General features: G+C 59.7%; 18 protein-coding genes. 6 read left to right on the top strand and 12 right to left on the bottom strand.

All coding sequences use genetic code 11. The features are described from left to right. Nucleotides 1-10: 10 nt before the first annotated feature. From melA (AC13Q5_RS25655) to melA (AC13Q5_RS25630), 6 genes are all read right to left on the bottom strand, one after another. Entirely contained in the window at nt 11-1,381 is a 1,371-nt protein-coding gene (gene melA, locus AC13Q5_RS25655) for an alpha-galactosidase (RefSeq protein ID WP_488503607.1), read from the bottom strand. A gap of 18 nt (nt 1,382-1,399) precedes the next feature. After that, nucleotides 1,400-3,070, bottom strand: a complete 1,671-nt coding sequence (locus AC13Q5_RS25650) for an ABC transporter ATP-binding protein (protein WP_075852692.1) — start codon at nt 3,068-3,070, stop codon at nt 1,400-1,402. 13 nt (nt 3,071-3,083) lie between these two features. Further along, nucleotides 3,084-4,211 (bottom strand): ABC transporter permease, encoded by a 1,128-nt coding sequence (locus AC13Q5_RS25645; protein WP_488503606.1) that lies wholly within the window; start codon nt 4,209-4,211, stop codon nt 3,084-3,086. Further along, nucleotides 4,211-5,221: an ABC transporter permease gene (locus AC13Q5_RS25640; protein WP_075852690.1), complete on the bottom strand. Its 1,011-nt coding sequence runs from the start codon at nt 5,219-5,221 to the stop codon at nt 4,211-4,213. The genes AC13Q5_RS25645 and AC13Q5_RS25640 overlap by 1 nt, the downstream gene beginning before the upstream one ends. A 157-nt stretch (nt 5,222-5,378) precedes the next feature. Then, nucleotides 5,379-7,466 carry an ABC transporter substrate-binding protein gene (locus AC13Q5_RS25635; protein WP_075852689.1) on the bottom strand — a complete coding sequence of 696 codons (2,088 nt, stop codon included), beginning with the start codon at nt 7,464-7,466 and terminating at the stop codon, nt 5,379-5,381. 136 nt (nt 7,467-7,602) lie between these two features. Next, the gene (gene melA, locus AC13Q5_RS25630; protein WP_488503605.1) at nt 7,603-9,069 is read right to left on the bottom strand and encodes an alpha-galactosidase; all 1,467 of its coding nucleotides are present in this window, start codon (nt 9,067-9,069) and stop codon (nt 7,603-7,605) included. A gap of 212 nt (nt 9,070-9,281) precedes the next feature. Here melA (AC13Q5_RS25630) and AC13Q5_RS25625 point away from each other — a divergent pair, with 212 nt between their 5' ends. Further along, a complete protein-coding gene (locus AC13Q5_RS25625; RefSeq protein WP_488503604.1) occupies nt 9,282-10,187 on the top strand; it encodes a helix-turn-helix transcriptional regulator in 906 nt (301 codons plus the stop codon). A 187-nt stretch (nt 10,188-10,374) separates the two neighbouring features. Beyond that, a complete protein-coding gene (locus tag AC13Q5_RS25620) occupies nt 10,375-12,618 on the top strand; it encodes a glycoside hydrolase family 2 protein (RefSeq protein ID WP_488503603.1) in 2,244 nt (747 codons plus the stop codon). A 21-nt stretch (nt 12,619-12,639) separates the two neighbouring features. Here the strand turns inward: AC13Q5_RS25620 and AC13Q5_RS25615 are convergent, their stop codons facing one another. Beyond that, a complete protein-coding gene (locus tag AC13Q5_RS25615; RefSeq protein WP_075852685.1) occupies nt 12,640-13,551 on the bottom strand; it encodes a GntR family transcriptional regulator in 912 nt (303 codons plus the stop codon). 304 nt (nt 13,552-13,855) lie between these two features. Here AC13Q5_RS25615 and AC13Q5_RS25610 point away from each other — a divergent pair, with 304 nt between their 5' ends. From AC13Q5_RS25610 to AC13Q5_RS25595, 4 genes are all read left to right on the top strand, one after another. Further along, nucleotides 13,856-14,875 (top strand): aldo/keto reductase, encoded by a 1,020-nt coding sequence (locus AC13Q5_RS25610; protein ID WP_488503602.1) that lies wholly within the window; start codon nt 13,856-13,858, stop codon nt 14,873-14,875. Nucleotides 14,876-15,143: 268 nt separating this feature from the next. Beyond that, nucleotides 15,144-16,133, top strand: coding sequence for an ABC transporter substrate-binding protein (locus AC13Q5_RS25605; protein ID WP_349961043.1), 990 nt, complete (start codon nt 15,144-15,146; stop codon nt 16,131-16,133). Nucleotides 16,134-16,227: 94 nt separating this feature from the next. After that, nucleotides 16,228-17,778, top strand: a complete 1,551-nt coding sequence (locus tag AC13Q5_RS25600; protein WP_075852682.1) for a sugar ABC transporter ATP-binding protein — start codon at nt 16,228-16,230, stop codon at nt 17,776-17,778. 32 nt (nt 17,779-17,810) lie between these two features. Further along, nucleotides 17,811-18,782, top strand: coding sequence for an ABC transporter permease (locus AC13Q5_RS25595; RefSeq protein WP_075852681.1), 972 nt, complete (start codon nt 17,811-17,813; stop codon nt 18,780-18,782). A 68-nt stretch (nt 18,783-18,850) separates the two neighbouring features. On the opposite strand, the gene AC13Q5_RS25590 is transcribed toward AC13Q5_RS25595, so the two are convergent. The 5 genes from AC13Q5_RS25590 to AC13Q5_RS25570 form a co-directional block, all read right to left on the bottom strand. Further along, nucleotides 18,851-19,195, bottom strand: coding sequence for a BP74-related protein (locus tag AC13Q5_RS25590; protein WP_075856100.1), 345 nt, complete (start codon nt 19,193-19,195; stop codon nt 18,851-18,853). 367 nt (nt 19,196-19,562) lie between these two features. Next, nucleotides 19,563-19,997 (bottom strand): hypothetical protein, encoded by a 435-nt coding sequence (locus tag AC13Q5_RS25585; RefSeq protein ID WP_488503601.1) that lies wholly within the window; start codon nt 19,995-19,997, stop codon nt 19,563-19,565. 156 nt (nt 19,998-20,153) lie between these two features. Next, on the bottom strand, nt 20,154-21,161 hold the full coding sequence (locus tag AC13Q5_RS25580) for an acyltransferase family protein (protein WP_488503600.1): 1,008 nt from the start codon (nt 21,159-21,161) through the stop codon (nt 20,154-20,156). Next, nucleotides 21,158-22,450, bottom strand: a complete 1,293-nt coding sequence (locus AC13Q5_RS25575; RefSeq protein ID WP_075856103.1) for an O-antigen ligase family protein — start codon at nt 22,448-22,450, stop codon at nt 21,158-21,160. Before AC13Q5_RS25575 ends, AC13Q5_RS25580 begins: the two co-directional genes overlap by 4 nt. Before the next feature lie 8 nt (nt 22,451-22,458). After that, the gene (locus AC13Q5_RS25570) at nt 22,459-23,733 is read right to left on the bottom strand and encodes a polysaccharide biosynthesis/export family protein (protein ID WP_457878674.1); all 1,275 of its coding nucleotides are present in this window, start codon (nt 23,731-23,733) and stop codon (nt 22,459-22,461) included. Nucleotides 23,734-23,816: the final 83 nt, after the last annotated feature.

Raw genomic sequence — 23,816 nt, 5'->3', positions numbered from 1 at the left:
GAGAATGGCTTCAGGCGGCCTGAACCTTGCGATTGCCGCGCGCCCATTCCGGTAGCCAGTCGCCGTGGGCGACGAGCAGTTCGTCAACCAGCGACCAGATCTGGTCGAGATCCAGTTCGGCCGCCGTATGCGGGTCCATCATCGCGGCGTGATAGATGTGCTCGCGATTTTCGGTCATGAGGGCCTTCACCGTCAGCTCCTGCACGTTGATATTCGTGCGGATCAAGGCGGTCAGCTGTGGCGGCAGGTCACCGACATAGGTCGGCTGGATGCCGGAGGCATCGACGAGGCAGGCGACTTCGGCTGCGCAATTGAACGGCAGCGAGGTGATGCAGCCATTGTTGCGGACATTGCCGTAGATCACTGAAGGTTCGCCGGTCCAAACCGAATTGATGATCGAAGAGGCATATTCCTTCGATTGCTTGACCTCGATCTTCTCGGCGGTGCGATATTCCTCGGCCTGATTTTTCCAACGCGCCACCTGCTCGATGCAGCGCTTCGGATATTCGTCAAGGGGAATGCCGAACTTCTCGATCAGGTCCTCGCGGCCTTCCTTGATGAAGTAGGGCGTGTATTCGGCGAAGTGCTCCGAGCTTTCGGTGACGAAATAGCCAAGGTGGGTCAGCATTTCGTAGCGTACTTTATTCGGGCAACGCGGGTTCCAGCCGGGCTTCGGCGCGCGTCCCTCGCGATAGGCGCGCACGAGATCCGGATAGAGATTGCGATAGGAACCGTCGGCCTGGCGATGCTCGAATTCGAGATAGAAGGCCATGTGGTTGATGCCGGCCGAACGGTAGCGGATCTCGTCATAGGGAATGTCGAGATCGTGCGCCAATTCCATGGCCGTACCCTGGACCGAATGGCAAAGGCCGACCTGCTTGATCGTTGGGTACTTCTCGCCGATCGCCCAGGTGTTGATCGCCATCGGGTTCACATATTGCAGCATGATCGCATTCGGGCAAACGGCGAGCATGTCCTCGCAGATCTTCCAGAGATGCGGAACCGTGCGCAGGCCGCGCATGATGCCGCCGACGCCGAGCGTATCGGCGATCGTCTGGCGCAGGCCGTATTTCTTCGGCACTTCGAAATCGGTGACGGTGCAGGGCTCGTAGCCGCCGATCTGGAAAGCGACGACGACAAAGTGCGCGCCGTCAAGCGCCTTGCGCTGATCGGTAAAAGTCTCGACCGTGGCCGAGGCGCCGAGCGTCGAGGCCAGCTTGCGAGCGACGATGGCGCTTTCGTCCAGCCGCTGCTGGTTGATGTCCATCAGCGCGATCCTGGCGCCTGCTAGGGCAGGGCGCTGCAAGACGTCGCCGATGATATTCTTCATGAAGACGGTCGAGCCGGCGCCGATGAAGGTGATCTTGGGAGTTGCTGTCATTTCAAAATCTCCTGGATGCTATGAAGCCACCTCGAACGCCGCTCTGACAAGGCGTTCGGTGTAGGCCGTCTTGGGATGCGATAGAACCTCTTCGACCGGCCCTTCCTCCATGATCTTGCCATGCTGCATGACGATGACACGATGGCAAAGGGCGCGGACGACCTTGAGGTCGTGTGAGATGAAAAGGTAGCTCAGACCTTTTTCGTCCTGCAGCTTGCGCAGGAGGTCGATGATCTGGGCCTGGACGGAAAGATCGAGCGCCGAGGTCGGCTCGTCGAGCAGGATGAATTCCGGCTCGAGCGCGATGGCGCGGGCAATGGCGATGCGCTGGCGCTGACCGCCGGAAAACTCGTGCGGGAAGCGCGAGAGGATATTGGTCGGCATGCCGGCACTGACGAGCGCTTCCTTGACGCGCTCCAGCCGCTCGGCCCTGTTGGCGCCGAGATTGTTGACCACCAGTCCCTCGGAAATGATCTGGCCAATGGTCATGCGTGGGTTCAGCGACGAGAAGGGGTCCTGAAAGACGATCTGCATGCGCGAGCGCAGCGGCCGCATCTCGGCGCGAGACCGGCCATGAATAGGTTGCCCGTCGAAAAAGATCTCGCCGCTATCGGCATCGATCAGGCGCAATAGCGCCTGGCCGAAGGTGGTTTTGCCGGAGCCGGATTCGCCGACGAGGCCGAGCGTTTCGTGACGACGCAGCTCGATATTCAGGCTATCGACAGCGACCAGCTCGCGCATGTCAGGCTTGAAGAAACTGCCATGGCGCAGCATGAACGCCACTTTCACGGACTTGCCTTCGAGCACCGTATCGCAGTTCGGCGGCAGCGGCTTTGCCTGCCCGCGCGGCTCCGAGGTCAGCAGATGTTGTGTGTAGGGATGCTGCGGATTGGCGAACAGTGCGTCGGTCGTATTGTGTTCGCGCATCTCGCCGTGTTGCATCACATACACATAGTCGGAGAATTGCCGCACGACCGTCAGATCATGGGTAATCAGGATCACCGCCATGCCGAGCTGCTTCTGCAGATTGCGGATGAGGTTCAGGATCTGCGCCTGCACGGTGACGTCGAGCGCTGTCGTGGGCTCGTCGGCGATCAGTACATCGGGATCGTTGGCAAGTGCCATGGCGATCATCACGCGCTGACGCTGCCCGCCGGAGAGCTGATGGGGATATTGCTTCAGGCGCGCCTCTGGGTCAGGGATCTGCACCTGCTTGAGCAGGTCGAGCGCCCGCTTCTCGGCGTCGCGTCGGCTGACCTTGCGGTGCACTCGGATCGCTTCGACGATCTGGCTGCCGATGGTGTAGATCGGATTGAGCGAGCTCATCGGCTCCTGGAAGATCATCGAGATGCGGTCGCCGCGCAGCTGTCGGCGCGCGCGCTCCGAGAATTTCAGTACGTTCTTGCCGTCGTAATGAACGGCGGACTTGTCCGAAACCACCGCGCGCTTGGTGAGCAGCCCCATCACAGTGCGGGCTGTCACTGATTTTCCCGAGCCGGATTCGCCGACAATCGCGATGGTTTCGCCACGATAGAGCTGGAATGTGATGTCCTTGACGGCATCGACGATGCCGTCCTCGACCTTGAATTTGACGGCGATGTTGCGGGCGTCGATGACGGGCGAGGTCGTCTTTTCGCCGGCATCGTGCCTGACGTCGGGGGCGAAGGGATTGACGAGTGCGAGAGCCATGGCCCTTCTCCTCTCAATAAGGGTCGATCGCGTCACGCAGCCCGTCGCCGAGCGCATTGAAGGCGAAGACGGTGACGAGAACGAAGGCGACGGGCGAGAGAATCCAGGGATAGGAGCCGATGACCGAATAGGTCGACGTATCCTGCAGCATCAACCCCCAGGAGATCAGCGGCGGCTTCACCGCAAAGCCCAGGAAACCAAGGAAGGATTCCAGCAGAACGACGCTGGGGATTGCCAGCGTCACCGTAACGATGACGTGGCTCATGACGTTCGGGAAGATATGCTGGAGAATGATGCGCCGGTCGGTGGCGCCCACCGCCATGGCGGCCCGAACATAATCGATCCTTGCCAGTGCCAGCGTCTTGCCGCGAACCTCGCGGGACATCTGCGCCCAGCCGAGCGCCGACATGACGATGATGACGAAGGCAAGGAAGACGTTGGTGGGCGCCGTCACCGGAATCAGCGAGGTCAGCGCCAGATAGAGCGGCAGCTGCGGGAAGGCCAGAACCACTTCGACGAAACGCTGGATCCAGGCGTCGAGCGTGCCGCCGAAATAGCCCGATATCATACCGACTGTGGTGCCGACGATGGTGACGATGGCAACGACTGTCAGCGCGATCATCAGCGAGATGCGCGAGCCGTAGATGGCGCGCGACAGCACGTCCCGGCCGAATTTGTCGGTGCCGAGGAAATGAACCGGGCCGCCGTCGGTCGTGCCGAACAGATGCCGGTCGCCGGGGATCAGGCCGAAGAGATAATAGGGATCGCCCTTGACGAAGAAGCCGAGGAGGCGCGGGTGGTCATAGTCCGGTCCGACGATCGGCTGGAACGTGACCGGGTCGAGATCGGTGGTTTCGACGAGCGCATAGACCCGTGGCTGGAAGGCGAAACCGCCGTCCTTGTCACGGAAGCTTACGACCTGCGGCGGCGCAAAGCCGGTATCGGTCGCCTTCGGATCGAGCGGCGCGACGAATTCGGCGAAGATCGCCATCAACAGCAGCAGAATGACGAGGGTGAGGCCGCCCATGCCGGTCCAGGAGCGCTTGAGGCGGCGCCATACCAGCGCGATATAGCTCTCGTTGCCACTCTTGTGCTTGATTTTTTCTTCCGGCGGCGGCGGGGAATTACTGAAGGCGAGCATCAGTGGATCCCTCCCTGTTGACGCACACGTGGATCGAGCAGGGCGAGCAATACGTCCGCGATGATGTTGCCAATGATCAGGGTCGCCGAAAGCACCATCATGAAAGTTGCCGTGACATAGACGTCGCCGACCGCCATGGAGCCGACGATCGCCGGCCCGACGGTTGGCAGCGTGAAGATGATCGCGGTTTCGATTTCGCCGGTCAGCATGTAGGGCAGGACGACGCCCTGATACATGATGAGCGGATGCAGCGCGTTCGGCACGGCATGGCGCATGACAACGGCGCCGCCCGAAAGACCCTTCGCGCGTGCTGTCTCCACGTACTGGGCATTCAGCGTGTCGAGCAGATTGCCGCGCATGATGCGCATGTTGTAGGCGAGGCCGCCGAAGGTGGCGATCGCAACGACCGGCCAGACGTGTTTGACGAGATCGACGAATTTACCCCAGGACCACGGTGCGCCACCATATTGCGGCGAGAAGAAGCTGCCGATTTCCGAGACGTTGAGCTGGAAGACGAGGATATAGACGATGATCAGCGCCATCAGGAAGCGCGGCACCGTCATGCCGAGGAAGGAGATGCCGGCAAGCAGATTGTCGATCCAGCTATATTGCCGCGTCGCCGCCCATATGCCGAAACCAATGCCGAGAATGGATGCCAGGATGTGGCATACCAGCGCCAAAGCCAGCGTGCGCGGCAGGCGCTCGCCGACGACATCGGCCACCGGCTTGTTGTAGACCATACTGTAGCCGAAATCACCCTTGGTGACGATGCCGCCAACCCAGTTGAAATACTGGACGATCATCGGCTTATCGAGGCCATGTTCCTTGCGATAGGCTTGCGCCTGAGCGTCAGCCTGTTCGAAGGACGCGCCGCCCTGGTTCATCAGCTGCGAGCGGATGTAATCGGCATAGTCACCCGGCGGTGCCTGGATGATGGCAAACGTCACCACGCTCAGGATGAAGAGCACGGGGATCGCCGAGGCTATGCGAACGAGCAGGAATCGTAACATCGGACGGTTCGCTTCTCTTGATGCTGTCGGCAGTCTCCCTCTCTGGGAACGAGATGCGCCAGCGCTTCATTTTACCCGGCGATAGCTGATCGCTGGATGTTTCAGGTCCCATGGCAACCGGCGTCATGACGGCTGCCATGGGGTGTTTCATGCGATCTTACTTGATCGGACCGGCACTGCCCGGAGCGCCGGGAAGCTCATTGGGGAACAGCTCGTACTTGCCTTGCTTGTCGGCAGCCACCCACAGTCGCTCGCGGATGATCGAGTCTTCCGCCCAGTTGAACAGGAAGATCGGCGTGCCTGAGGGAACATTGGAGAAGCGCTTGTTGATTATGAGCGCGCCCGGATATTCGGTAAGGCCAATATTGTAGAGATTGCCGGTCGAGATCTTCTGGAACTGCTTCATCAGGGCCACGCGCTCGTCATTATCCTTCGACGTCGTGAACTTGTTGACGATGTCGACCATGTCCTTTTCGAAGGGCATCAGGTCAAGCTGACCGCTTTCCGGGGCGCGGTGGTTCCAGCTGGTGCGCGGGCCGACGGGAGCAAGCTGCTCGGTATTCTGGACCACCGACGCAAGTTCCGTGCTGTTGCGGCGGACCATCCAGTCGAAGCGACCGCTGTAGTTGGCATCGTCGCGTTTCGGACCGACGAGCGAATTGATGATCACCCGAAGTCCAAGCTTTTCCATCTGGCTGACGACGCCCTCGGCAAGGCTCTTGTCGGTGGTGTAATCGCTGCTGACCAGAAGGGTGATTTCCACATCCTTGCCGCCGTTGACGCCGGCCGGGAAATTGACGATGCCGTCGCCATCGGTGTCCTTCAGGCCGGCTTTTGCGAGCTCGGCCTTTGCCGCTACGAGATCGAACGGATAATAGACCGTGGAATTGCGATCATAGAAGCTGCTGCCCGAAGACAGGCCGCCGGGATAGATCGCGGTGAACGGTCCCTTGACCAGCGATTCCCCGAGCGCCTTGCGATCGAGCGCCATGGTAACGGCCTTGCGGAAATCCTCGTTGCGGTTCAGTTCGCGCACAGCCTGCGCACGCTCGTCCGGATTGCCCCAGCCGTTGGCGGAGAAATTCATCTGCAGATTATAGCCGATGAGGCGAGGGCCGAAGGCGAGACGGGCCGGTGCATCGGGCTGTGCTGCGCGCTTCAGCGAAGCGACGAAGTTTTCCGGCTGCTCGAGGTTCGACAGGTCGGCCGAGCCGGCGACGGCCTGGACGTCACGATCGGCCCAGGTGGAGAGCTTGTAGTGCAGCTCGTTGAGGTAGGGCAGCTGGTTGCCCTTCTCGTCGACCTTCCAGTAGTAGGGGTTGCGGCGCATGACGATGATATCGTCGGAGCGGTACTCGACCGGTACCCAGGCGCCCATCACTGGAATGTTCATATATTCTGGCGGGAAGGCGTTCTTGAACTGGTCGTAGGTATTCTTGGAATATTTCGGATGCTGCGGCTTCAGGATATGCGATGGACCCGGGCAGAAGTTCGGATAGGCCATCGTGTATAGATATTGCTTCGGGAAGGCATCCTTGAAGGTCCATTCGATCGTGTAGTCGTCGATCTTCTTCAGCGTCGTTCCCTCGCCGAAGGCTTCCGGCGATGCGCCGCCGCCGAGTGGCGACACGTTCGGGTCGATGACCTCGTCTTCCCAGTAGAACATGATGTCGTCGGCGTTGAAGGGCACGCCGTCGGACCATTTCGCGCCCTCGATGAGGTGCATGGTGAGCTTGTGGCCGTCCGCCGACCATTCCCAGCCTTTGGCAAGGTTCGGCAGCGGTTCGGTGTCCTTGGCCTCGACCTGGAAGAGCGGTGCGGTACGCGTCAGGCACTCGGACAATCCGATGTCGATGCCGCCCCAGCCCTGCGTCTGACCAGCGCCGTAATTCCAGCCTTCCGGCCGCCCGCCGATGACATGGCGCAGCGTGTCGCCATAGACGCCGATGCCGTCGGGCATGTTGCCGGTCTTGTAGACCAGCGGCTCCTTCGGCAGGCGATCCTTGACGGGCGGGAGCTTGCCCGTCTTGACGAAATTATCGGTGACCCAGGCGGGTTCGTGATATTCGGGCAGCGCCTTGAACTCCAGAATGGAGCTGCGCTCGACATATTTGATCTTGCCTTCCGCCGGAAAGACCGGTGGAACGGGTGGCGCAGTCGGCTCGGCCGCATAAGCGGTCATGGCGATTGCGGATGTGGCAATCGTCAACGCGGCCAGAAGGCCGATCGGTCGAAAATGTCTCATCTTGTTCTCTCTCCCAAAATCGCGAGCGCTCCGTTCGAGGCCTCGCGTTCCTCCTTTGAAACGAAAGATGGCTGGTTGAAGCGGGCTATCCCCTTAAGATCCCGCCTCAACCTCCGTCTTCCGGCCTGCTTGCTCGTCAGCCCGCCTGTTTCAAGGCGGCTTTCTCCGCGCGCAACTCCTCGATCGAGCGAACGTTGCGGCTCGCTGCACCCTTCCAGTCGCGCGTCTTGACCTTGCCGCGCGACAGGCGCTCCTTCGCCTCGTCCACGGCATGGGCGTATTGCGGCAGCCAGCGCGCTTCCGCGACGACCATTTCATCGACCATCTGCCAGACCTCCTCCGGCGTGGCGACGGCGCCGACCAGCGGGTCGTGCAACACGGCAAGTTTCAGCAGGTCGATATCGCCGCTGATCGCCGCATGGACCGACATGCGCTGGACGTTGATCGAGGAAATGCATGTCGCAGCGCACGCCTCAGGCAACGTGATGCCTGCCACCATGTTGATGCCGAAGCGATCGACGAAGCCGGGCGACTCGATGATGGCATCGCTTGGCAAATTGGTGATGACACCATTGTTCTTGACGTTGAAATGGCCGCGATAGATGCGATTGGTTTCCAGCGCTTCGAGAATGTGGCTCGCATGTTCGTTGGAGCGGCGCGCGGGATCGATCGGCTGCGAGGCGCTGTCGAGAATCTGCGGGAATTCCGTCTCGAACCAGTTGCGCGTCTCGGTGGAATGGCGCAGATAGCCGCCGGTTTCGCCATGGATCCAGTCCGACATGTCGATCCATTTGTTGATCTCGTCGGGACGCTTGCGATACCAGGGCAGGTATTCGGACAGGTGACCATTGCTCTCGGTCGAATAGACGCCGAAGCGCTTCAACACATCGATGCGCAGCTTTTCCTGCTGCGAGAAGACCGGATGCGCTTCGAAGGCGGCGATCAACTCGTCCTTGCCGATCTTGCGGCCGTTGAGGCGCAGATCGACGAACCAGGTCTGATGGTTGATGCCCGAGCAGATATAGTCGAGTTCGCTCTTGTCCTTGGCGCCGAGCACCTCGGCGATCTGTTCAGCGCCGTGCTGGACGCCGTGGCAAAGGCCGATCGTGTCGACCTTGCCATATTCGATCGCCGCCCAGGTGTTCATCGCCATCGGGTTGGCATAGTTCAGGAATTTGGCGCCGCTTTCGGCGACCTCGTGGATATCCTTGCAGAAATCGAGGATGACCGGAATGTTGCGCTGGCCATAGAGAATGCCGCCGGCGCAGATGGTATCGCCGACGCACTGGTCGATGCCGTATTTCAGCGGAATGCGGATATCTTCGGCGTAAGCCTCCAATCCGCCGACCCGCACGCAGCTGATGATATAGCGCGCGCCTTCCAGTGCTTTGCGGCGATCCGTGGTGGCGGTGACGCGCGTCGGCAGCTTGTTGGCTTCGACGATCCGGTCAAGGATTGCCTTGATCATCGTCAGATTGTGCTCACTCATGTCGGTCAGCGCGAATTCGACATCGCGGAATTCCGGCACGCAGAGAATGTCGGTGAACAGCTTTTTCGTGAAGCCGACGCTGCCGGCGCCGATAATAGCGATTTTGAAACTCATGATCCTCACCTTCAAGTCGATCGAACGCGCAGCAGCAGGGAAGGTAACAGCATTTTCGTCCCATGGTCGCACCGGTTGCGAGACGGGCCGAAATCGTGGGTTTTCCTCCAATCGCCGGTCCTCGTCGGCGGTCAAGCGCTGTTTTCTGGGCGGGATTATGCCTATAATCACCGAAGCGAACAGAGAACTATTATGCTTTTAGGGGTAATTTTGTGCTGCATGAATTGATCGACAACGGACAGGTCATGCGGACGGTTTCGCTGCCGCGCGGACGCCACCGCCTGCATGCCATGCCGACCAGCGCTGGCTATGAAGTCAGGCACGACGAGCCCTATGACTGGGACGGGCGGCGGCGCGGCCAGACGCCGTTCACCGTGCTGCAGCACACGATCAGCGGTACCGGGCGATTGCGCTACGAAAATCGCAGCTATCGCGTGGATTCAGGCGATACGCTCCTGGTGCTCGTGCCGCACAATCATCGCTACTGGCTGGAGAAAGGGGAGCGCTGGGAGTATTTCTGGATCTCCATGAATGGCGAGGAGGCATTGCGCATCCATCGCCTGATCCTCGCTGCGGCCGGTCCTGTCTTGAAGCTGCAGCAGGCAACCATCGATCATCTGGCCGATTGCAGCCTGCGGCTGGTCAAGGGTGCCAAGACACCTGCTTCGGCTTCGGCTATCGCTTATGAGGCAGCCATGGCGCTTTATGACGACGTCTTCGGCTCGCATGCCTTTGCCGCCGACCGCTCCGTCATGCAGATTGTCATCGACCATATCAACGCCAATCTCGACAAACCCCTGCCGGTCGATGAGCTTGCAAAGGTGAGCGGCCTCAGCCGTGCACATTTCTCACGCGTCTTTGCCGAGAGCGAAGGTGTGCCGCCGGCGGAATTCGTGCTGCAGCAGCGCATGCAACGCGCCGCGAAGCTGCTGACCAAGGCAGCCTTCATTCCGGTCAAGGAAGTGGCGATCATGTCAGGCTTCGACGACGCCAACTATTTCTCAAAGGTATTTCGCCGCATCTATGGCATCAATCCAACCGAGTTCCGCACGACTGGCATGTATGCCGCGGTGCGCAGCCCGGTCGAGGAGGCGAGGAGCGGACGGAGCCGCTCGTGAGGAAACCGCTGTTTCAATCGCTTGCTTGTCCTGAAAATGGAAATCCGCCAACCGGTCGCATTGCGCAACGGCGGCGAGCCTGTATAGATATCGCCCCGCGGCGTCCCGCCTGCCTCGCCGCGCGCCTGACTCCCCAGCAACATCTGTTCGTCACCCGATGCGACGGGCTTAATCGATAGGATTGAATATGCGTTCTGTTGTCGCCTTCAACGAATCCTGGACGTTTCATGAAGGATTTTCGCCTGAGAATGTCGGTCGCTCGCAGGAAGGACAGAGCGTTACGCTCCCGCACACCGCCGTCGAACTGCCTTTCAACTATTTCGACGAGAAATCCTACCAGCGCGCCTTCACCTATCAGAAGATTATCAATTGGGATGAGACCTTCACCGGGCGCGAAGTATCGCTGATCTTCGATGCGGCGATGGCCAACGCGGTCGTCTATCTGAACGGCGAGGAGATCGTCGTGCACAAGGATGGTTATACGCCGTTCGAGGCGCGTCTGACCGGCCGGCTGCGCGAGGGCCAGAACCTGATCACCGTCAAGATCGATGGCAGCGAGAATCCCGAGATCCCGCCTTTCGGTGGCCGGATCGATTATCTCACCTATGCAGGCATCTATCGCGACGTCTGGTTGAAGGTTGCCGCTCCCGTCTCGATCGCCAACAGCAAGGTTGAAACGACGGGCGTCCTTTCCGACAGCAAATCCGTGACGGTACGCTGCGACATCGCCAATCCGCAAAAGCTCGCTTTCAAGGGCAACGTGAAAGTTACCCTGCGGTCCAGCGACGGCGCGGTCATCGCTTCTAGTCAGGCCGACACATCCGACGAGAGCGTGACACTCAGCTTCAGTGGCCTTGCAGGCCTTTCGCTCTGGGAGCTCGACAATCCCGTTCTCTATTCGGCCGAGGTGAAGCTTGAGAGCGATCACGGGATGGATCGACTTGTCGCGACTTTTGGTTTCCGCACGGCGAGCTTTACCGCCGAAGGTTTTCTGCTGAACGGAAACAAGCTGAAGCTGCGCGGTCTCAACCGCCATCAAGCCTTCCCCTATGTCGGCTACGCGATGGGACGCTCGGCGCAGGAGCGCGACGCCGAAATCATGAAGCGCAGACTGAAATGCAACATCGTGCGCACCTCGCACTATCCGCAGTCGAAGTGGTTCCTCGATCATTGCGACCGCATCGGCCTGCTGGTCTTCGAGGAAATCCCCGGCTGGCAGCATATCGGCGATGTGGAGTGGCAGCAGGAATCGATCCGCAACGTCCGCCGCATGATCGAGCGTGACTGGAACCATCCATCGATCGTCATCTGGGGCGTGCGCATCAACGAATCCCAGGATTCCCACGATTTCTACGCCGAGACGAACCGGCTGGCACGCGAGCTCGACCCGACGCGCCAGACCGGCGGCGTTCGCTACATCACCGAGAGCGAAATGCTCGAGGATGTCTACACGATGAATGATTTCATCCTCGGCAACGAGGAATTGCCCGGCGCCAACCGGCCGCGCACGCCGCTCAGGCCGCAGCAGGAAAACACCGGCCTTTCCAAGGACGTGCCGTATCTGATCACCGAATTCGGCGGCCATATGTATCCGACGAAAATCTACGATCAGGAACAACGCCAGGCCGAGCATGTGCGCCGGCATCTGGAAGTTCTGAATGCCGCCTATGGCGATCCGTCGATATCAGGCGCCATCGGCTGGTGCATGTTCGACTATAACACCCACAGCGATTTCGGTTCCGGCGACCGCATCTGCTACCACGGCGTGATGGACATGTTCCGCGAGCCGAAGTTCGCTGCCTATGTCTATGCCAGCCAGTGCGAACCTTCCGAAGAAATCGTCATGAAGCCGGTAACGATCTGGGCGCGCGGCGAGCGCAATATCGGCGGTGCCCTGCCACTGATCGTGCTCACCAATTGCGACGAGGTCGAGCTGCGTTATGGTTCGCTGACCAAGCGTCTCGGCCCGGACCGGGAGACGTTCCCGCATCTGCCACATGCGCCCGTCGTCTTCGATCACCGATCCTTCACCCCGGATGAGCTCGGTGTGTGGGGTATGGAGTGGGAAGACGTGCATTTCACCGGCTATATCGGCGGCAAGCCGGTGGTGGAGCAGCATATGGTCGCCAATCCGCTGCCGACGTCGCTTCAGGTCGAGGCCGATGTCGATACATTGCGGGCAGGCGAGCGCGATACGGTGCGCGTCATCGTGCGCGCACTCGATCAGGCCGGCTCGCGTCTGGCTTTCCTCAACGAAGCCATCACGATCAAGGTCGATGGTCCGGCCAAGCTCATTGGGCCGCAGACGGTGGCATTCCAGGGTGGAACCACGGGCTTCTGGTTGCAGGCGACGGGTAAGGCCGGGGCGATCAAGCTCGACGTCTCGTCCCCACGCTTTGCCAGCCAAAGCTTGAGCTTCACTGCAAAGTGAGCGAACAGCCGGCTCTTGCCGTCAGGCGGCCGAGCCGGCAACTTCGCCTGCACCCTGCGGGATCGACTGTAACAGCGTTTGCCGTGCCGAAGCGAGATGCCGGCGGCAGGCAGCATCGATCCTTTGCTGGTCGCGCGATTGCAGCGCTTCGATATAGTCGAGATGCTCCGCTACGGCGCGCGCATTACGGTCGCGTGCGAAAGCTTTGTTCCACTGGTAGTGATAGTGAAAAATGATGGCGATGACGTCGTAGAACTCGGTGATGAAGCGGTTCTTCGAGGCACGATGGATGAGAAGGTGAAACTTTTCGTCGAGGCGCGAGAAGTCCCGGTAATGCGCGTCGAAATCTCTGAGCAGCTCGTGGTGCTCCTGCTCAATCGCCTTGAGATCCTCCCAGGCGTGATGATTGGCAGGCAGGCGGCCGAACTCGGCGGCTGAATGCAGCTCGAACATCTCGCGCACATCGGCAAGCTCGAGCGCAAATTCGCTGGTGAACCCCTTGAGTATCCAATGGCTGTTCGGCCGCTTCTCGATCAGGCCGAAACGGCTGAAACGGATCAGGAATTCACGCACGACCGATGTGCCGGTGCCGATTTCACGGGCGAGTTCCAGCTCGTTGATCTGCATGCCCGGCTGGGCTTCATCGGACATGATGCGTATCATGAAGCTGCGCTCGATGATATCGTGCAGTGAATCGGTTTCTTCCTTGGGGAAGAAATCTGACTGTGTCGGCAGGCGCAGCACGGTCTTCTGCCGCTTGTTCCAGAGAATGATGCCAGCGTCACTTAGACGCATAAGGATCGCGCGCGCCGTGCTGCGGCTGACGCCGAGTTCGGCTGCGATCTCCGGCTCGCTCGGCAGCTCTGTATCGGGCTTCAGGCGCGCCGCATAGCGATTGTACGCCTCCTTGAAGAGCGTGTTTTGCCTTGCCATTTCCCCCTCGCGTATCGTCGCCGCTCTTTACCGGCGGCGCTGTCTGAACCATGATCGAATGGCAGTCAATTGCAGGAGTGTTGACGGAACCGCACCAGCCACCTTCCTCCCAGGCATGACGCGATTTGCTCGTTGACACCAAAATGTTTATTGTAGATAAAAAACAAAATCAATTGGCGGATGGACTATCGGGAGTTGACCGTCGCCAATAGAGAAGAGGAGACGGAGTGACCGGTTTGAGGCCACTCCGAAGCGGATCTGAGATCGGCGGAAATGAAATAAAGGCCATCACAAGGGAGAGGTGATGCGAAGAAGAACAATCGGCAGGACGGGCCTCGAGGTCACGGAGATCAGCTTCGGCGCCGCAGCGCTGGGCGGCCTCTATCGTGCCTGCCCTCGCGACCAGGCGATGGCGACCCTGCAGGCGGCCTGGGATAGCGGTATCCGTTATTTCGACGTAGCACCCTGGTATGGTTTCGGCCTTGGCGAACGCCGCGTCGGCGATTTCCTTCGCGACCAGCCGGAAGATAGCTATGTGCTGTCGACAAAGGTCGGCCGTCTCATGCGGCCGGTGCCGACTGACAAGGTGCCGAATTACGGCTATGTCGACCCTCTGCCCTTCGATGCCGATTATGATTACTCCTATGACGGCATCATGCGCTCGGTCGAGTTCAGCTACGCCCGTCTCGGGCTCAATCGCATCGATATTCTCTACGTTCACGACATCGGCGGCTACACCCATGGCAAGGCGCTCAACGAGCGCTATCTGGGCCAGCTTCTGGGGTCCGGATTGAAGGCTCTGGAAGAGCTGAAATCATCGGGAGCGATCAAGGCCTATGGTCTCGGCGTCAACGAGGTGCCGGTCTGCCTCGATGTCATGAGTGCGGCCGATATCGACTGCATCCTGCTCGCAGGCCGCTATACGCTGCTGGACCGCTCGGCGGTCGCCGAATTGCTGCCGCTTTGCGAGAAGAAGGGAACGTCGCTGGTCGTGGGCGGCGTCTTCAATTCCGGCATTCTGGCGACCGGCCCTGTGCCCGGCGCACACTTCGACTATCTGCCGGCGACGCCGGATATTTTGGCCAAGGTGGGGGCGATGGAGGAGATCGCCCGCAAACATGGCCTGCCGCTTGCCCAGCCGGCGCTTCAGTTTCCGCTGCACAGCCCTTGCGTGGCTTCGGTGCTGATCGGCACGGCAAAGCCGGAAAGTCTTGTCCGCAACATGCAGCTGGTGGAGCCTCGGCTTCCCGACGGCCTCTATGCGGAGTTCGAAGGTTTGACTGTGGTCGCGCCTCCGTTGGGAGACGAGGCGGTCAGAGTCTAGCAATTCCAGGAAAAGTGCGCAGCGGTTTTCCGTCCGGAATTGCGTTGAAATAGCAGATGGAGCGGGTTTGCGATTCCTAAACCGCTCCAACAGATTGGGAGCTATCGAGCCGTCGGGAGAGACGGCTTCGAAGAGGAGGAAAGCCTGTTTTGGCGTCGGTGGCCTTTCCGCCGCGCGATGCGTGATGCCGCAAGGCGTTGCGATACCGAGCCGTAAGCGTTCAGCGGCGGGTGTACAGGAGAACAGAGCGCGTTGAGAGGAGAAGCAGATGAAAATTGCCAAGTCACTTCTGTCCCGCCGCAGCTTTACCGGCCTTGCCGGCGCTGCCATCATCGCCATGGCGATGCCAGTGCAGTCCTTCGCGGCCGACGTGACCATTCCGATCATCGTCAAGGATACGACATCCTTCTACTGGCAGATCGTGCTTGCCGGCGCCCGCCAGGCGGGCAAGGATCTCGGCGTGAAGGTGCCGGAACTCGGCGCACAGTCGGAATCCGATATCAACGGCCAGATCAGCATTCTCGAAAACGCCGTTGCCGGCAAGCCGGCCGCTGTCGTCATTTCGCCGACCGAATTCAAGGCGCTCGGCAAGCCCGTGGATGAAGCCGCCAAGTCCGTGCCGGTCGTCGGCATCGACTCGGCCGCCGATTCCAAATCCTTCGTGTCGTTCCTGACGACGGACAACACGCAAGGCGGACGCATTGCCGCCGACGGCCTTGCCGCTGCCATCAAGGGCATGACCGGCAAGGAAGAGGGTGAAATCGCCATCATCACCAGCCTGCCGGGCGTCGGTTCGCTCGACCAGCGCCGTCAGGGCTTCCTGGAAGAGGTCAAGAGCAAGTATCCGGGCCTCAAGGTCGTTGCTGATAAATATGCGGACGGTCAGGCCACGACCGGGCTCAACATCATGACCGACTTGATCACGGCCAATCCGAAGCTCGTCGGCGTCTTCGCCTCCAACCTGATCATGGCCCAGGGTGTCGGCCAGGCGATTGCCGAAAACAAGCTCGGTGACAAGATCAAGGTCATCGGCTTCGACAATGACGACAAGACCGTCGGCTTCCTGAAGTCGGGCGTTCTTGCCGGCCTCGTGGTGCAGGACCCGTATCGCATGGGTTATGACGGCATCAAGACGGCGCTCGCCGCTTCCAAGAAGGAAAAGGTCGAGGCCAATGTCGACACCGGCGCCAACCTCGTCACCAAGGCGAACATGAGCGATCCGAAGATCGATGCCCTGTTGAACCCGAAGGTCAAGTAAGGCTTGAGGCCGCGCCCGTGCGATCGGGCGCGGCCTTTTCGTCTGGCCGCCTTCTCAAGGCGGTTGCGCGGCGATGCGAGAGGGAGGAGACCTCATGACGAGCCTTGAAGAAATCAGCCATCGGCACGACGACACCGTCAAGACGGAAGCAAACCGCATTCCGGCCGGCTCGCCCATCCTCGAGCTTAAAGGTCTGCAGAAGCGCTATGGCTTCGTCGAGGCGCTGAAGCCGGCGACGGTTACGTTTCTGGCCGGCGAGATCCATGCGATCGTCGGCGAGAACGGCGCGGGTAAATCGACCCTCATCAAGCTCCTGACGGGTGTCATCACAAGAACGTCCGGCGAAATCTTCTGGTGCGGTCATCCCGTGGCGCTCGCAACGCCGAATGAGGCGATCGCTCGCGGTATCAATGCCGTGCATCAGGAAGTCGTGCTCTGCCCGCATCTGACGGTCGCGGCCAATCTTTTCCTTGGCGATGAAGTTAACCGCTTCGGCCTGATGCGCAAGAAGCAGATGGTGGCGATGGCGCAGACCGTGCTCGACGATCTCGGCTTCGGCCTGCCCGCCGGCGAGCTCCTGAGCTCACTCACGATCGGCCAGCAGCAGCTGGTCGCGACCGCGAGGGCAGCGATGCGCGGCACGCAATTTCTGATTTTCGACGAGCCGACCGCCTATCTTACCCGCCAGGAATCGGCGCAGCTGTTCAAGCTGATCCGCCGCTTGCAGGGCGAGGGCGTGACGATCGTCTATATCAGCCACCGCATGGAAGAAGTGTTCGAGCTCGCTGATCGGGTTTCCGTCTTACGCGACGGCACGCATGTCGGCACCCGCACGATCGCGGAAACCAATGAGGACGAACTAATCAAGCTGATGATCAATCGCTCCATCGAGCAGATCTACCACAAGGAAGAGATTCCGATCGGCGACACCATTCTCGAGGCGCGAGGTCTTTCCGGCCCTGGTTTCGAGAATGTTTCGCTCAGCGTTCGTGCCGGCGAGATCGTCGGCCTTTATGGGCTGATCGGTGCCGGCCGCAGCGAATTCGCGCTGGGTCTTTACGGTCGCCAACCGCTCTCCGCAGGCGAAATCTACTGGCAGGGGCGCAAGGTCGACATCCGCAACGAGCGCGATGCGATGGATCTCGGCATTGCGCTGGCGCCGGAAAGCCGCCGCGATCAGGGGCTCTGCCTCAATCTGCCGATCGGGCTCAACATCAATCTGCCCGTGTTCAAGCGGCTGAGCCGCGGCCCGGTCATCAACAATAAGGGCGAAGCGGCCAATGCCGACAAGCAGATCCGCGATCTCAGCATCAAGACGCCGAGCCGGCGGGTTCTGGTTTCCGCCATGTCCGGCGGAAATCAGCAGAAAGTGGTCATCGGCAAGTGGCTGAGCCACGGTGCCAAGCTCTTTATATTCGATGAGCCGACCGTCGGCGTCGATGTCGGCACGAAGGCCGAGATTTATAGACTGTTTGCCAAGCTGCTGCGCGATGGCGCCGGCATCATTGTCATCTCTTCCTATCTGCCTGAGGTTTACGAGCTCGCCGATCGTCTGCACGTCTTCCGCCACGGCCAGCTGGTCGCCAGCCATGATTTCCATGCGGCAACGCATGAGGAAGTCCTGGGCGAGGCAATCGGCGTTTGAACAATAAACAAGTCTAAAGAGGGAGAACAAAAATGGCCGCGAATACGACAGAAGGCCCGACCGTTGCGCCGCGGCGCAAGATGAACATCCTCTTCAGCTTGACGCTGATCCTACTGCTGCTGGCGCTGTGGGTTGTCCTGGGCTTCTGGACCGACAAGTTCTGGACGCCGCTCAACATCACCAACCTCATGCGTCAGGGGTCGATGACGGCCATTCTCGCGCTGGGCCAGACCTTCGTCATCATTACGGCGGGCATCGACCTTTCCGTCGGCGCGATCGTCGGCTTTTGCACCGTCATTATCGCCTGGCTGCTTCAGGCCGGGTTTCCGGTCTGGGCGGCCATCCTCATCACCTTGCTATTCGGGGTTTTGATCGGCGCGTTTCACGGCTTCGGCATCGTGCGCATGGGCCTGCCGCCCTTCATCATCACGCTCGCGACACTGACGTCGCTTCGCGGCATCGGCCTTCTCATCACCAACGGCTCCACGATCAACATCGTCAATGACGATTTCACCAATTTCGCGGTGTCCGATTTCTTGGGGATACCGAGCCTGTTCTGGATGGTGATCCTGGTGGCGATCCCGGCCGTGATCTTCCTGCATCTGAGCCGTTGGGGGCGCTACCTCTTCGCTGTCGGCTCAAACCGCGAGGCTGCGCGCTTGTCCGGCGTCAACGTCAACTGGATGATCTATCTCGCCTATATCCTGTCGGGAACCTGCGCGGCCTTCGTCGGCGTTCTGCTTGCCTCGCGCATCGCCATCGGCAATGCCACCCAGGCCGATGGCTGGGAGCTGCAGGCGATCGCCTCGTCGGTGATCGGCGGAACCAGCCTGTTCGGCGCGGTTGGCACGGTCTACGGCCCGCTGATCGGTGCCTTCATCCTGGCGACCATCAACAACGGCGCCAACCTGCTGAACCTCAATTCCTTCTGGCAGCGCATTATCACTGGTGTCCTGATCATCGTCATTGTCTATTTCGATCAGCTGCGTCGTCGCCGGGCCTAGGCGTACGACCGGACATGAAGTGACAATCGAGCGGGAGCAATCCCGCTCGATTGTCGCCCCGCTTGTTGCTAGAGAGTGACTTCGCGGCTGACATTGGAATTCCAAGGGCACCAATGGCTTCCTGGCAGGAATGCGCCGCCGGCTTCGTCAAGATGATCCTCGACATATGTCATATCCGCATCGCAGACCTCGATCATCATCTCGAAGAAATTAATCGTCTGCGGATCCAGATAGAAATTGAACTTCTTGTTGTAAGATGCCTGCTTCTTCAAGATCCTGCCGTGCACATGCACTTCGTTCCGCTCTTCCCCCGAAATAATTCTTCGAGCATGGGCGATCTTATTTTCATCTGTGAGTTCGAATATGAATTCGACACCTGGGGACGATGGCTGGGTCAGGGCGAAATACGGCATGAATTTCCTCCATGTTGAAAATTGAAATAGAGCAAGGTTGGATTAATGAGCTTCCACTTGTGGAAGTGGTGTGAAAATTAGTTTTTGCTAAACTTATTTCAATCCTTGGATTTTATTGGGTTTTTTGCAATTCTTCCGGCCAATGTGCGGGTATTTTTCATGCGCCGTCGGTATTGTCGATTTTGAGTGGAGGACGAGGGCTCCCGGGGTGTCCGTGGCCTTGTCATGAGCGGCCGGTGCGCCATGATCTTTCTACTGAAAGAGCGCGGAACGGGAGGCGGTATTTGTTGTTTTGGATGTCGCCCGGAAGCCGTCTGTGATAACAGGCTTCGTCCGAGCGGAAATCTGGAACAAGGGGCCACAAGGCCTAACGATCGGGTCGAACGATCGCCCAGAAAGTGGCACCGACCACGGCCCATACCGTCCCGAATGCAAGCGGCACATAGGGGCGATGGATGATGATATCCAGCAGGTATGAGAGCGAGAAGCCCAGCCCGAGCGTGGCGAAGGCTGCTGTGAAGCCCATCACCCACGCGATGACCGCAAGCGCGAACCATGTGACCAGATAGGCTCGAAGCGAGCGGCTGCTCCGCCTCCTCAACCATATGTGCGCCGGCAGTCCGATGGTGAGGATGGCCGCATATGCCAAGAGCGCGCCTGCCGCGATCGCCGTCCAGATCCATGACAGCCTGCTGATATCGCCCAGGACATGTGGCACGGGCCAGAAGAGGGCGGTCGCGATGGCGAGAAGGCAGGGGGCCCAGAGCGGAGCCAGCAGCAAAGCGGTTGCCAAACGTTTCATATGGGGTCCGTGAACCGGGGATAGCGAAGGCGGATCGCGATCGTCGCGGAGTTTCGAATTTCGCGTTCGCCCATACGACGTTTTCCGAGGCGCGTCGTCAAGTGCCCGCGAGCATAGGCGCGCGGGACTGCGCAGAGGTTGTATGGAGCGGGAGCCTCAGGCTGGCGAGGGGCGCGATCTCTGCCAGCTCAGGTTCTTTAGAAGATTGCGCAACGGCTTTTCGACGGCTTCGTAGGCGCAGATACCGAGAATGGTGCCGCTGATGACGCCGATGAAGGTAATGGCGTCAGAGGGTATCTGCATCGACGCCATCAGCTTGACGACCACCGAAATGGCTAATGTGTGCCAGAGGTAGATCGAATAGGAGCTGTTGCCGAGATAGGTAAGGAGGGGGATGGAGGGCAACTTGCCGCTGCGCTCCACTGACACCATGCCGAGCACGAGGGCAACAGCGAGCGGTCCGCAGGTCACCTCATTGAAGTCCAGGCCGAGAATCTGGATCGCGGCAAAGCCCGACAAGGCGACGGCGATCAGGGTAAGGCCGAGGCCTGCCCTCGGCACGTGTCCGGATAGCCAGAGACGCCCGAGGATGGCGCCGGCGACGAATTCCAGGATGATGGGACGCGTATAGGTCAGAAGCAGAGGCGACTGTGGATCGATGATGCCGCCAGCAAGGACAAAGGCGAGGAAGATCGCCGTCATGCCGGCAAGCCGCAGCCGTTGCGGCAGAAACAGGCAGGCCGCGAAGATGACGTAGAAGAACATCTCGAAATTCAGCGTCCATCCTTGCACCAGAACCGGCCAGATCTCGCCACCGCTCGTGCTTGGCGAGCGAACGGGAATGAAGAGCAGCGAGCCGAGAATGTGGCTGGCCGTCAGCTTCATGTTCGGAAACAGGCCGATAACGGCGCCTGCAATCATGATGGCGGTCACGATCCAGTAGGATGGCGCGATACGTTGCAGCCGGTCGAGCGCAAAGCGCAGCGGCGTCACCGGCCGACGCTCGCTCATGGTCCACATGATGAAGCCGCTGATGACGAAGAAGACGTCGACCCCCGCGGCTCCAATGCGAAAATGGCCGCCGCTGCGTTCGGCGGCGTGAAACAACACTACGGCGAGCGCAGCAAAGGCACGGAGATATTGAATGCCATAGAGTGTCTTCATTGGCCCGTTCGCGGCTCCCAGTTGACGGGAGATGCGAATTGTATCTGCTCATCCATTCGCAATGGCGCGTTCGCTGGCATGCGCGCTCGCATGGAAAGCTTTCCTGCTGTGAAGTAGAACAGGAAGGAACCGACATGGTACGGATTGAGAATGTCGATCTCCACGAAGGAGCGGATCAGCAACAGGGTCGCGACACCCAGAAGGATGTAGGATTCATCGTTTCGGATGTCGCTCAGAAAGCGGCTGATATGGCCGACGAAAGCCGTCAGCAGGATTGAGGCGAGCAGGAAGACACCGATGAGCCCGGTTTCCACCGCGGTCTCGATATAGGTATTATGGAAGTGGAAGCCTGCGCGGGAGGCGATAAAAAACTCATCCCACAGTCGCTCGGGCTCGGAGAAACCCTGGACCCAGTAAGCTTGATAGCCGACGCCGAAGAAAGGGTTCTGCTGCGCCGCCGCGATGCCCTGCTGCCAGAGATAGGTACGCCCGGTGAGCGTGGAATCCTTGCCAAAGGCGCCGAGGACAAGATCGACCGCACCGAGATAGACGCCGGCAACTGCAAGGACGATGCCGGAGACAGCCGCTGTCACAAACAACCTTTTGCGCTGCTTGGGCGATAGATACAAGATGACACGCAGGCTTATGCATAAGACCACGACTAATCCCGTCGTCAGCACCGATGTTGCCGATGCCGAAGCATGGAGGCAATAGGCCGACAGCAAGCCGGCAAATCCTGCGCCCAGCATCCAGATCCGACGTTCTCCGAGGACAAAGACGGCTGCGAAGGCGAAGTAAATGCCGAGCGAGGCATAAAAGCCGAGCTGGTTCTTTGAGTCGAAGGCGCCGACGAAGCTGTAGCTTCCGTCGATCGGATCATAGGCGTAATAGCCGAACAATATCGAATAGATGAGTACGATGGCGGTACCTGCGATCGCGCCGCGCGTCAGCGTGCGGATATCGAGCGTGCGCATGGCGACCAGGGCGCAGAAGATATGTGTCATGTACTGGATCGCCGCGCGCGCCGTCGCGGAAGGGACGACCGACCAGAAGATCGACAGACAGGTGAAAACGCCGAACGCGAAGAGCCAGAGCTGTCTGTTGTAACTGCCGAGCACATTCCGGTAGTCGATCATAACGAGCGGAAACCAGAGGGCATAGTAGAGCAGGATGGAGGGCTGGCCGAAGCGGGAAGAATAGGCAAAGACGAAGAAGGAGAGAGCAATCGCCACCGCGCCATAGGTGGCGTTGCTGCCTGGACGCACGAAGATCGATTTGGCTATCCGCATCGACTTTCCTATCGGATGGCAAGGCCGGTATTGACCTTGATCAGATCACCCGGCAGTACCTGCGTGTTTTCCTGAGCCTGAATTTCCTTCGACTGGCCGTTTTCATCACGGATGATCGTGTAGGAAATGCTCACACCCGGTCCGTTTGGATCGAGGTTGCCGGCGTCGGCCGATTGAGCCACGGCTTCCTGCATGAGTGATTGGCTGGTCGACAGCTTGAGCTGCAGCGTTTCCAGCTGCGTGTCTGTATCCTGCATGTCCTGGGCCAACGAGCTCTGCCAGTCGTTATGGAGAGTAATCTCGTCCTGATTGGCCTTGTTGATATCCTGCTTGGCTTTCAGGGACGCGGTTTCCGTATCCAGGAGCGTTGCTTCCAGATCGGAGGCACGCTGTTCAGCGGAGATTCTGCGGGAGGCAAGCTCCAACCCGCGCTCGGTCAGGCTTTCCACTTTGTCGCGGTCGGCCTTGGCCAGATCAAGCTGACGGCTCTGCGTATCGTTTTTCTTCGAAAGGGCCTCGACTTCGTTCTGCAAGAGCGCCTTCAAGTCTTCCAGGGACTGCAGCTGCGTCTTCATGCGCTTGCTGCGTGTATCCATCAGCGCTTTCTCGCTGGTGAGCAGATCTGCTGCCTGAGGCAATTGCTTGAGCTCTGTCGGCACATCGATATCATCCTTGCCAGCCAGCTCGGCCAGCAGGCGCGCCTTGCGCATCAACAGGCGACCGCGCTCCGCCATATAGACGACGGCGTCGCCCTTGGCATTGATGAAATCGCGCGCAAAGCGTTGTCCGGCGTCGGCACGGCGCATGCCGCCACCGAGGCTTACGGCCTTCAACACGGTCAGGCTGGGCGCGAACGGATATTCACCGGGATTCTGGACTTCTCCCGAAAGATAGATCGGCCGGAACTGCGACATTTCAACGGAGGCTGACGGACGATCACGCAGACCGAACTGCTTCTGCAGCCCAAGGCCGATAGCGTCGGCAATCTGATCCGTGGTCTTGCCGACGGCAGGCATGTCGCCGATGAAGGGAAGTGAAATCGAGCCGGAAGGTCCCACGGTATAGTCGCCGGTGACCACCGACCAGTCGCGAATGGTGCCTTCAGCGGTCTGCCATTCGGCAACGCGCACATGCAGCTTGTCCATGACGCCCAGATGATATCCGGGAAGGTTTTCGGCCGAGGCCGAGACGGAAGCTACGCAAAGGCTGAGAGCGACGAGCGATGCGCAGCACAGCGATGTATTGGCGCGTACAAGCCTTTTGGAAGGCCGAAATTCAATCATGCAGGATCTTCCCTGTTATTGGTAGGCAACCCGCAAGATGCGGGAAAACCGCAGGAAACCTCCCGCGGTATCTGCCAGTCATC

Source organism: Martinezella sp. CNPSo 3964 (genome assembly GCF_057784375.1).
This window is presented reverse-complemented; position numbering and strand designations above follow the sequence as displayed.